Genomic DNA, 9,781 nt, shown 5'->3' with positions numbered 1-9,781 from the left:
GGCGCTGACCCGGACGGCGTGCGTCATCCCGCTGGGGTCTCGCCGCGCGCCTAGGCTGGCTCCGTACCGGCGGTTCGAGGAGGTCGTGTGGACAGGTGGGTCGCGCTGCTGCGCGGGGTCAACGTCGGCGGCGCGAAGGTCGCCATGGCCGACCTGCGCCGGCTGGTCACCGGCCTCGGCCACGACGACGTGAGGACGTACCTGCAGAGCGGGAACGTGGTCTTCGGCAGCACGGTGCGCGACGCCGACGCGCTGGCGCGGGGCATCGAGCGGGCGATCGCCGACGAGCTGGGGCTGACGGTGCCGGTGCTGGTGCGCGGCGGCCGGGAGCTGGCGGCGGTCGCCGGCGGCAACCCGTACGCCGACCGGGAGGACGAACCGACGCGGCTGCTGGTGGTCTTCCTCGCGACCGCGCCCGGCCGGTCCGCCGTGGCCGCCCTGACCGCGCCCGACGGGGAGAACGTGGCGTTCACCGTCGCCGGTCGCGAGGTCTACCTGCACTATCCCGACGGCGGCTACGGCCGGTCGAAGTTCACCAACAACCACCTGGAGAAGAAGCTCGGCGTGGTGGCGACCACCCGCAACTGGCGGTCGGTGCGGACGCTGGCCGAGATGTCGGCAAGCTGAACGACGCCGGGCGGGCGGGCCGCCGTGCTCGGGCCCTCGCCGGGACCGGCGGACCGCCGAGCGGTCCCGCGACGGCGACCGACCCGGGCACGCCGACGGGCCGCGGGCGGAAGCCGCGGCCCGTCGTGCCACCTCAGAAGTGGTACGCGGTGTGGTACTCGGGCACGACCACCCGGCTGCGCGGGGAGACCCGGCGCACGGCGGCGATGAGCCCGTCCAGCCGCTCGCGGTCCGTCGGCGCGACCGGCACCGGGTTGCGCAGCTCGGTCTCGAAGTTGTCGAAGTGCACCGGCACCACGACCTTCGGCCGGTCGAGGGCGTCGAGCAGCCGCTCGGCGTAGTCGGCGGTGGCGGTGCTGCTCGGCAGCGCCACCATGGCCACGTCGGGGGCCAGCCCGGTCAGGTTCCGCTCGGCGAAGTCGCTCGCGCCCATGAAGAAGACCGACGGGCCGTCGGCCACCCGCAGCTGGTAGGCGAGGGTGTCGCCCTCGGGCAGGTCGGCGATGGTCTCCGGCTTCGCCGGCGGGCTGACCCGGACGCCGGGGAAGGCCATCGAGTACGACCTGTTGCGGCTGTGCAGGGAGCTGACCACCTCCACGGTGTACGCGCCGAAGTCCAGCACCTCCCCGCCCCGCACCGGGCTGAGCTGACCCGACGGCAGCCCGTACGCCAGGCCGAGGTGGTAGGCGGTGAGCGTCCCGACGACCCGGGCGCCGGTGCGGCCGGCGAGGTGCGGCACGTCCATGTAGTGGTCCCAGTGGGTGTGCGTGACGAGCACCGTCTCGGCCCGGTCCACCAGGGAGTCCACGACGTCGGTGCGGACCTCCAGCTTGGCGGCCTGGTTGAAGGCGCCCCTGAACAGCCCGGTGTCGATCCGGCTGAGGAAGGGGTCGACCAGGACGGTCCGATCGCCGATGTCGACGCGCCAGGCCGACGTACCCCACCAGCGGAAGCTGACCGGGCCGCGGCGCCCGGGGGTCGGCGCGGCGGCCGGCGGCGCGGCGTGCGCGGGCCCGGTGCGGGCGGTGCCGGCGGCGAGCCCGCCGGCGGTGACCAGCGCGGTGCTGGCGGCGGCGTCGCGCAGGAAGCGGCGGCGGTCGAGGTTGGGCATGCGGAACTCTCCCCGTCGTGGTGCTGATCGGTCGGGCCGAGCCAATCAGCACGACCCCCGCCCGGTCCAAGATCGATGCCCGACACGGTCGATACCCGTCGGCATATCGGACCAGCTCAGCGGGGTGTTCGGCGGCGAATGCCGGCCGGAAACTCAGGCGGCACGCAGGGCCTCGACGGCGGTCCGCGCGGCGCGGCCCATCGCCAGGTCCACGTCGATGCGGCGGGTGGCGAGCTGTGTGGCGCGGGCGAAGACGGCGATGGCGTACCGGCCGCCGTCGGGGTACTCGGCCACGCCGGCCTCCAGGTGCAGGCCCGGCAGGCTGCCGGTCTTGCCGGCCACCCGCACGCCGGGCGGGAAGCCGGCGGCCAACCGGGTCCAGAAGAGCTGCCGGGCCATCCAGCCCCGGACCATCGCGCACGCCTCGGGCGGGCCGGCCTCGTCCCGCCAGACGAGGCCGAGCAGCCGGGTGATCTCCCGTGCGGTGCTCGACGTGGTGTGCGCGGGGTCGAACATCCGCATCGCGCGGACCCGCTCGGGCGGCAGGGTGGGGAAGATCCGGGCGAAGTCCGCCTCGGTACGCGCGCCGACGTCGGCGAGCATCGTCTCGACCAGGTGCCGGGGGCCGCCGACGATCCGGGTACGCGGCAACCCCAGCTCGGCGGCGAGCATCGGCAGCACGTCCGTCCCGACCCGGCGCAGCAGCAGGTCGGCGGCGGTGTTGTCGCTGACCGACATGGCGAAGTAGGCCAGGTCCCGCAGCGACACCTCGGCGTCGTCGGCGCAGCCGGCGATCCCCCACCCGCCGAGCCGGTCGTCGCCGGTGACGAGGACCCGTTCCCGGGGATCGAGCTGCCCCGCGACGACCTGCCGGGCGAACTCCAGCACCAGCAGCACCTTGAAGATCGAGGCGATCACCACCTGCTCGTCCGCCCGCACCGCCACCTCCCGCCGACCGCCGGGCCGCCGAGGTGCCGCCCCGTCGGGCCGCTCCGGCCCCGCGCCGCCGGGCTGCCCAGGCGCCGGGCCGTCGGACCGCCCCGGCACCGCGCCGCCGGGCCACCCGGGCACCGCTCCGTCGCCGGCCCCGTCGGGGCCCTCGTCGACCGCGTCGAGGTCGACGACGTGCAGGCAGCCGGTGACCCCGACCCGTTCGAAGATCTCGCCGATGCGCTCTGTCGCCACCTGCGCACGGTAGCCGCCGCCCCCGGCCGACGTCGGGGCGCTGGCGTAGGGTCCGGCCGTGGACCTGCTCCGGCACCTGCGGCACTTCGTGGTGGTGGCCACCGAGCTGCACTTCGGGCGGGCCGCCGAGCTGCTCGGCATGGCCCAGCCGCCGCTGAGCCAGTCGGTGCAGCGCCTGGAGCGGGAGCTGGCGGTCGAGCTGTTCGACCGGTCCCGGCGGCAGGTGCGGCTGACCACCGCCGGGCAGTTGCTGCTCGGCGAGGCCGAGGAGCTGCTGGCCGGGGAGGGGCGGCTGCGCAACCTGATGCGGCAGGTGCGCGAGGGGGTGTCGGGGGTGCTCCGGGCGGGGGTGCCGCCGGAGACGCCCGCGGTGACCCTGCGCGAGCTGCTCGACCGGCTGACCGGGCGCGCCCCCGGGCTCGACGTGGACCTGCACGAGCTGACCAGCGGCGAGCAGGAGCGGATGCTGGGCGAGGGACGGCTGGACGTCGGCCTGCTGCACCACCCCGTCACCGACGACGGGCTGCGCCTCGGCGCCGCCGTCGACGTACCGCTGGGGGTGCTGCTGCCGCGCGCCTCGGCGCTGGCCCGGGGCCGGGAGGTCGAGCTGGCGGCGCTGGCCGGCCTGGACCTGGTCACCGCCCCCCGCGCCACCGCGCCCGGCTGGCACGACCACCTGCTGGAGGTCTGCCGCCGGCACGGGTTCACGCCCCGGCGGGTCCGCCCGGCACGGAACCCGGAGTTCCTCTTCGGGCTGGTGCTGGCGGGCGGCGGGGTCGCCGTCGAGCCGGCGGCGACGGCCCGCCGGGAGCCCCGGATCGCCTGGCGGCCGATCGCCGGGTCGCCGCTGGTCCGGCGCACCTCGGCGGCGTGGCCACGCCGGGCCGCGCACCCGGCCGCGCCGATGTTCGGGCAGCTCGCGGCGGAGGTGCTGGCCGACGGGTCGGAGCCCCCGGCGCCGCCGCCCACGCCGGCGCCCCGCCCCTGGCCGGTGCTCTTCGACGAGCCGGCCTGAGCCCGGGAGCACCGCGCCTGGCAGGGGCCCGCCGGGCTACGCGGTCAGGTCGATCCGCCAGTCGTTCGAGCGCATCAGGTGCCCGGGCGGGTACTCGAACTCGGTCTCGCCGAGCAGGGTGAAGCCCGCCTTGCGGCAGACCGCGTTCGACGGGGCGTTGTCGACCGACGGGTAGGCGTGCGCGAAGCGGTGCGTCCGCCGGGCGCGGGCCACCGCCACCGCCGCCCGCACCGCCGCGGTCGCAAGGCCCCGGCCCTGCCACCCGGGCAGGATCGCCCAGCCCAGCTCGTAGACCTGCCGGTCGCGCCACTCGCGTTCCCAGTAGCCGACGCTGCCCACCCGGGCCCCGTCGGGCAGCACCACGGCGTACATGCAGCCCTGCCCCGTGTCGCCGAAGCGCACGTAGCGCCCGTGCCGGGCCAGCACCTGCGCGTCGGTCTCCGGCCCGCCGGTGTGCGCCCGCACCTCCGGTGCGTTGAGCTGCCGCAACAGGCCGAGGTCGCCCTCGCCCCAGGGCTCTATGCGCGCGTCGGTCATCACGTCGCCCGCTCCCCCTTTCTCCCCCGGACGCAGTCAAGCAGCCACCACCGACGCTCCGGCGGCGCCTCGCGGGGCCGCCAGATCGGATCTCGCGGGCCGCCGGCCGCCGTCTCGCGCCTGTCGGGTGGGACCGGAGCCGGGAGGGGGAACCATGACACCGCTGCGCCTTGCCGTCATCATCGGCCGCGAGGGACGGACGGGCGACCGGATCGGCCGCTGGTTCGTCGACCGGGCACGGCGGCGCGACGGGCTGGCCGTGACGGTCGTCGACCTCGTCGACCACGACCCTGCCGCGAGCCGTCCGGCGGAGCCGACTCCCGCGATGCGGTCGTTCGTCGCCCAGGTGGCGCGGGCGGAGGCGTTCGTCGTGGTCACCCCCGAGTACAACCACAGCTTCCCGGGCTCGTTGAAACAGGCGATCGACCACGCGTACGACGAGTGGCAGGCCAAACCGGTCGGCTTCGTGTCGTACGGGTGCGGTTCCATCGGCCAGCACGCGGTCGACCAGCTCCGGACGGTCTTCACCGCGCTGCACGCGGTCACGATGCGCGACGTCGTCGGTGTCGACCTGCTCGACGGCGAGCCGGCACCCCCGGCGGCCGACCGGTGCGAACGGGCCGCCGACGTCCTGCTCGACCAGCTCCGCTGGTGGGGCCTGGCCCTGCGCGACGGTCGCGCGGCCCGCCCGTACGTCTCCTGAACGTGTGACACATGAGGAAGGTAGGGAGCATGAAACGCACCACCGGCCTGGCCATCGAGGCCGAGGGCCTGACCCGGTCGTTCGGGGACACCCGGGCGCTCGCCGGCATGGATCTCCAGGTCCCCGCCGGCACCGTCTACGGGCTGCTCGGCCCGAACGGCGCCGGCAAGACCACGGCGGTACGCGTGCTGGCGACGCTGCTGCGCCCCGACGGCGGACGGGCCCGCGTCTTCGGGCACGACGTCGTCACCGAGGCCGACGCCGTACGCGCCCGGATGAGCCTGACCGGCCAGTACGCCTCCGTGGACGAGGACCTGACCGGGCTGGAGAACCTGATGCTCCTCGCCCGCCTGCTCGGGCACCGCAAGCCGGCCGCCCGGGAGCGGGCGGAGAGCATGCTCGCCGCGTTCGGCCTGACCGAGGCGGGCGGCCGGCAGGTCAAGAAGTACTCGGGCGGCATGCGGCGGCGCATCGACATCGCGGCGAGCATCCTCAACACCCCCGACCTGCTGTTCCTCGACGAGCCGACGACGGGGCTGGACCCGCGCAGCCGCAACCAGGTGTGGGAGATCGTCCGGGCCGTCGTGGCGCACGGCACGACCGTGCTGCTGACCACGCAGTACCTGGACGAGGCCGACCAGCTCGCCGGCCGCATCGCGGTGGTGGACCACGGCCGGGTGATCGCGGAGGGCACCCCGGGCGAGCTGAAGTCCTCGGTCGGCTCCGGCACCGTCCACCTGCGGTTGCGCGACCCGGGCCAGCGGCCGGAGGCGGAGAGGCTGCTCCAGGCGGCCCTCGGCGTGCCGGTGCAGCTCGCCCCCGACCCGGTCGCGCTGACCGCGCGGGTCGGCGGGGCGGGCAGCGACCTCGACGCCAGCGAGCAGGCCGCCCGCGCGCTCGGGGACCTGGCCCGCGCCGGCATCCTCGTCGACGACTTCTCCCTCGGTCAGCCGAGCCTGGACGAGGTCTTCCTGGCCCTGACCGACCACCCCGCCGTCGCGGCCGACGAGCGGGACGACCAGCTGGAGGCAGCCCGATGACCAACGCCACCACGACCGGGCGCGCCCCGACCGTCTACGTACCGTCGGCGGAGGCGCTGGCCACCGTCCTCGCACCGGGCGCGCGCCCGCCCCGGCCCAACGCGCTGTCGGCGTCGCTGGCGTTCGGCTGGCGCGCGCTGCTGAAGATCAAGCACGTGCCAGAGCAGCTGTTCGACGTTACGGCGTTCCCGATCATCATGGTGCTGATGTTCACGTACCTGTTCGGCGGCGCCCTCGCCGACAGCCCGCGCGACTACCTCCAGTTCTTCCTGCCCGGCATCATGGTGACGAGCGTCGTGATGATCACCATGTACACCGGCATCGGGCTGAACACCGACATCGAGAAGGGCGTCTTCGACCGGTTCCGGACGCTGTCGGTCTGGCGGCCCGCCCCGCTGGTCGGCATGATCTTCGGCGACGTGCTGCGGTACGTGCTGGCGGCCGTGGTCATCCTCGGCGTCGGGCTGGTGCTGGGCTTCCGGCCCGACGGCGGGCTGCTTGGCGTGCTGGCCGGGATCGGCCTGCTGGTGGTCTTCTCGTTCGCGTTCTCCTGGGTCTGGACGTTCTTCGGCCTCGTCCTGCGCAGCGAGAAGTCCGTGATGGGCGTGAGCATGATGGTGCTCTTCCCGCTGACGTTCCTCAGCAACGTGTTCGTCGACCCGGGCACGATGCCCGGCTGGCTCCAGGCGTTCGTCAAGGTCAACCCGATCACGCAGCTGGTGGCCTCGGTGCGCGCGGTGATGGCGGGGACGTCGGACGCGTCGGCCACCATGTGGACCCTGCTGTGGAGCGTCGGCTTCGTGGTGGTCTTCGGCACGCTCACGATGTACCGCTACAACCGCCGCTGATCCCGCCGACGACGGGCACCGCTACGGAGGTGGTGGTGCCCGTCGTCGTCCGGTGGCCGGCTAGGAGTCGACCCGGACGGTGGTCACCGTGCCGCCGGCGGCGGTGACGCGCACCTCGGTGGCGTCGGCGGGCAGCAGCGCCGCGCCACGCCCGGCGTCGTGCCACCGCCCGGCGCCGATCCGATAGCTCAGCGCCGCGCCCTCGGCGACGACGAGGGCACCCTGCCCGTCCGGCAGCCGCAGCCGCACCGGCAGCGGCGCGGTCCAGTCGATGAACCCGCTGGCCACCGGCTGGAAGGGCGCGCCTCCGTAGGCGAGCAGTGCGATCGCGCGGGCGGGGTCGTCGTCGTACTGGATGGTCTTCAGCAGCAACTGCCGGCCGTCGGGGGCCGCCCCGTAGACGGTCAGGCTGGGAGAGCCCCCAGCCCGGTGGGTGCCGCCATGATCGACGTAGGCGGCCAGCGCGTCCGTCGCGAAGACGTCCCTGCCGACCTGCGCGGCGGGGGTGTCACCCCACACCCGGTCCGCGCCGGGCAACGTGTAGGTGACCGACCGCGGCTGCGGACTGGCCTTCCGGTCGGCGAAGAGGACGTCGGCCGCGTTGGCGATGTGGACGGCGGTCGTCGCGCTGACCGGCCTCCTGACCAGGGCGACGGTCACCCTGCCGCGCTGCGGCGGCACCGACAGCACGGCGGCCCCGTCCCGGAAGGCCACCGGCTGGAAGGTGCGCTCGATCCGGCCGTCGGCGGCGTACCGGAACGTCGGTGAGAACTCCACCGGGTGTCCGGCGTCGCGCACGACCAGCACGTCGCGGCGCGGCCCGAGCAGCACGGCCGACGAATTGCCGTCGGCGGCGTCGGTGACGATCTCCAGCGTCATGACCCGCGGCCCGTCGGCGGTGGGCTCGACGAACGCGGCATAGCCGATCGTCCGGTCGGCGGCCGGCTGCCACACCTGGTGGGTGACGGCGGCCCGTTGCGCGACGTAGGCGGCGGGCCCGGCCGGAGTCTCCCCCGCCCAGACCACGTGCGGATCGCCCGCCCAGTCCACGTGCGGATCGTCACCGTCGAACCCGGCGTCCCTCGCCTGCTGCCGCCACGCCTGGCGAACCTGCCGCAGATACGCCTCGTCGCCGGCCAGGTCGCCGCGGGTGGGCTCGTCGAACAGCGGCGAGGCGACCTCCACCGCCGTCCCGTCGTCCGCGAGGTGGAGCGCACCGCCGACGGGTACCGCCACCACTGCCGCGCACACCGCGGCCAGGACCGCCCGACGTCGCAGCAACCGGCGACGCCCACCCCGTCGCACGTCGTCGAGCAGGGTCGGCCGGCCGACGAGGTCGTCGGTCACCCGACGCAGGACGCCCCGCACGTCACTCTCTTCGATGGTCATCGCGCACTCCCGGTGTCGGTCGGGACGGACAGGACGAGACTCGACCCGGCCAGCGCCTCCCGGAGGTGGGCGAGGCCCCGGGAGGCGTGCTCTTCACGGTGCCCTCGGAGCAGCGCAGCGCCCCGGCGACGTCGGCGACCGAGAGGTCCTCCAGGTAGCGGAGCACGACGGCGGCGCGCTGCCGGGGCGGCAGGGTACGCAGCGCCGCGACGACCGCCTGGCGCAGCGCGATGTCGTCGGCGTGGTCCCGGGCGACCCCGTCGTTGTCGCCCAACGCCTGCTCCGGCCGCCGGACCCGCCGCCGCCACCGGTTGATCGACCGGTTGACCAGGGCCCGCCGGGCGTACGCCTCCGGGGAGGTGCGCACCCGGCGCCAGCGCACGTACATCTGCTCCAGCACCTCCTGAAGCAGGTCCTCGGCCGCGTGTCGGTCGCCGGTCAGCAGGTAGGCCACCCGCAACAGCGCCACCGACCGGGTACGGACGAAGTCGTCGAACTCCGCGCCCTGCGCGTCTCGCATCTGGCCCCCCTGGTCTCTCAGTGAGCAAGACACCGCGCAGGGCTGCGGGGTTTACCGCCCTCGACGTCGGCGACCGACCGGCGCCCGGGGGCTAGAGGCGCCAGGGCAGGGGCTCGGGCGGGAGGTAGCGGCAGGTGCCGCCGGTGGTGACGGTGTCGCGCAGGTGGGCGGCGAGGCCCGGGTGGCGCTGGTCGAGCTTGCGCAGCGCGTCCCGGATGCGGGCGGTCACCGTCTTGCGGGCCCGCTCGGCCTCGTCGCCGAGGCGGCGGCTGCGGCCGGCCAGCCCGGCGGCGGCGCGCAGCTCGGCGAGCAGCGCGCCACGCTCGGCGTCGAGGCCGGCCGTCCTCCGCGCGTCGCCGCGCGCGGCGGCCCGGTCGATCTCGTCGTCGAGGCGCTCCAGGTGCCGCCGGTAGCGGGCCTTCGCCTCGTCGTCGAGGACCGGATCGCCGCCCATCCGGCGGGCCGCGACGAGTTCCGGCCCGGCGGCCGGGTCGAGCAGTTCGACCGCCGGGACGTCGACGCCCGGCCGGCTCAGCAGCACGTGCAGGTCACGCAGCCCCTTCGCGTCGGGCAGGTGCACCACCACGCCGGCGTAGGCGAGCTGCCAGACCGGCCCGTCGCGACGGAAGCCGTACGCCTGCCCCGGCTGCTGCCCCACGACGGACGGATGCGGCCCGGCGGCGACCGCCCGCGCGGCGTGCGGCCCGGCCACGACCGCCGGCGGGCCGACGGTGCCGGCCCGCGCCGGATCCGGACCGGGGGCCGGGGCGACGGACGGCGCCTCGGCCTCGGCAGGTGGCGTGCCG

10 protein-coding genes and 1 pseudogene are annotated in these 9,781 nt (G+C 75.4%); 5 read left to right on the top strand and 6 right to left on the bottom strand.

What is annotated here, in order from left to right:
• Nucleotides 1–87 precede the first annotated feature (87 nt).
• Nucleotides 88–627: a DUF1697 domain-containing protein gene (locus tag AB0G08_RS29780; protein WP_358094195.1), complete on the top strand. Its 540-nt coding sequence runs from the start codon at nucleotides 88–90 to the stop codon at nucleotides 625–627.
• A 133-nt stretch (nucleotides 628–760) separates the two neighbouring features.
• On the opposite strand, the gene AB0G08_RS29775 is transcribed toward AB0G08_RS29780, so the two are convergent.
• Nucleotides 761–1,738, bottom strand: coding sequence for an MBL fold metallo-hydrolase (locus AB0G08_RS29775; RefSeq protein WP_358094192.1), 978 nt, complete (start codon nucleotides 1,736–1,738; stop codon nucleotides 761–763).
• Nucleotides 1,739–1,891: 153 nt separating this feature from the next.
• Nucleotides 1,892–2,923, bottom strand: a complete 1,032-nt coding sequence (locus AB0G08_RS29770) for a serine hydrolase (protein ID WP_358094189.1) — start codon at nucleotides 2,921–2,923, stop codon at nucleotides 1,892–1,894.
• Nucleotides 2,924–2,981: 58 nt separating this feature from the next.
• Between AB0G08_RS29770 and AB0G08_RS29765 the strand changes: the two genes are divergently transcribed.
• Nucleotides 2,982–3,938: a LysR family transcriptional regulator gene (locus tag AB0G08_RS29765; RefSeq protein WP_358094186.1), complete on the top strand. Its 957-nt coding sequence runs from the start codon at nucleotides 2,982–2,984 to the stop codon at nucleotides 3,936–3,938.
• Between the two features lie 36 nt (nucleotides 3,939–3,974).
• Here AB0G08_RS29765 and AB0G08_RS29760 read toward each other — a convergent pair whose 3' ends face one another.
• Complete coding sequence (locus AB0G08_RS29760; RefSeq protein ID WP_358094183.1) at nucleotides 3,975–4,475, bottom strand: GNAT family N-acetyltransferase; 501 nt, start codon at nucleotides 4,473–4,475, stop codon at nucleotides 3,975–3,977.
• Between the two features lie 154 nt (nucleotides 4,476–4,629).
• Here AB0G08_RS29760 and AB0G08_RS29755 point away from each other — a divergent pair, with 154 nt between their 5' ends.
• Genes AB0G08_RS29755 through AB0G08_RS29745 form a run of 3 tightly spaced genes read left to right on the top strand, consistent with a single transcriptional unit; the run spans nucleotide 4,630 to nucleotide 7,066 of the window.
• On the top strand, nucleotides 4,630–5,178 hold the full coding sequence (locus tag AB0G08_RS29755; RefSeq protein ID WP_358094180.1) for an NAD(P)H-dependent oxidoreductase: 549 nt from the start codon (nucleotides 4,630–4,632) through the stop codon (nucleotides 5,176–5,178).
• Nucleotides 5,179–5,207: 29 nt separating this feature from the next.
• Nucleotides 5,208–6,218, top strand: coding sequence for an ATP-binding cassette domain-containing protein (locus AB0G08_RS29750; protein ID WP_358094177.1), 1,011 nt, complete (start codon nucleotides 5,208–5,210; stop codon nucleotides 6,216–6,218).
• Nucleotides 6,215–7,066, top strand: coding sequence for an ABC transporter permease (locus AB0G08_RS29745; protein WP_358094174.1), 852 nt, complete (start codon nucleotides 6,215–6,217; stop codon nucleotides 7,064–7,066). Before AB0G08_RS29750 ends, AB0G08_RS29745 begins: the two co-directional genes overlap by 4 nt.
• Nucleotides 7,067–7,126: 60 nt before the next feature.
• Here the strand turns inward: AB0G08_RS29745 and AB0G08_RS29740 are convergent, their stop codons facing one another.
• The 3 genes and pseudogenes from AB0G08_RS29740 to AB0G08_RS29730 form a co-directional block, all read right to left on the bottom strand.
• Complete coding sequence (locus AB0G08_RS29740) at nucleotides 7,127–8,455, bottom strand: hypothetical protein (RefSeq protein WP_358094171.1); 1,329 nt, start codon at nucleotides 8,453–8,455, stop codon at nucleotides 7,127–7,129.
• On the bottom strand, nucleotides 8,436–8,975 hold the full coding sequence (locus AB0G08_RS29735) for a SigE family RNA polymerase sigma factor (protein ID WP_358094168.1): 540 nt from the start codon (nucleotides 8,973–8,975) through the stop codon (nucleotides 8,436–8,438). The genes AB0G08_RS29740 and AB0G08_RS29735 overlap by 20 nt, the downstream gene beginning before the upstream one ends.
• 91 nt (nucleotides 8,976–9,066) lie before the next feature.
• Nucleotides 9,067–9,781: pseudogene (locus tag AB0G08_RS29730) on the bottom strand (ATPase); the annotation flags it as partial.

The organism is Micromonospora sp. NPDC023644 (assembly GCF_040640115.1).
In the GTDB taxonomy this organism is placed as follows: Bacteria; Actinomycetota; Actinomycetes; order Mycobacteriales; family Micromonosporaceae; genus Micromonospora.
Note: the sequence above shows the minus strand (reverse complement) of the source record. Positions and strands in the feature narration are given on the sequence as shown.

Bases quoted from the DNA above. Each gene is read 5' to 3' on its own strand.
- AB0G08_RS29775 (WP_358094192.1), bottom strand. From the start codon at position 1,738: ATGCCCAACCTCGACCGCCGCCGCTTCCTGCGCGACGCCGCCGCCAGC.
- AB0G08_RS29760 (WP_358094183.1), bottom strand. From the start codon at position 4,475: ATGACCGACGCGCGCATAGAGCCCTGGGGCGAGGGCGACCTCGGCCTG.
- AB0G08_RS29755 (WP_358094180.1), top strand. From the start codon at position 4,630: ATGACACCGCTGCGCCTTGCCGTCATCATCGGCCGCGAGGGACGGACG.
- AB0G08_RS29750 (WP_358094177.1), top strand. From the start codon at position 5,208: ATGAAACGCACCACCGGCCTGGCCATCGAGGCCGAGGGCCTGACCCGG.
- AB0G08_RS29745 (WP_358094174.1), top strand. From the start codon at position 6,215: ATGACCAACGCCACCACGACCGGGCGCGCCCCGACCGTCTACGTACCG.
- AB0G08_RS29740 (WP_358094171.1), bottom strand. From the start codon at position 8,455: ATGACCATCGAAGAGAGTGACGTGCGGGGCGTCCTGCGTCGGGTGACC.
- AB0G08_RS29735 (WP_358094168.1), bottom strand. From the start codon at position 8,975: ATGCGAGACGCGCAGGGCGCGGAGTTCGACGACTTCGTCCGTACCCGG.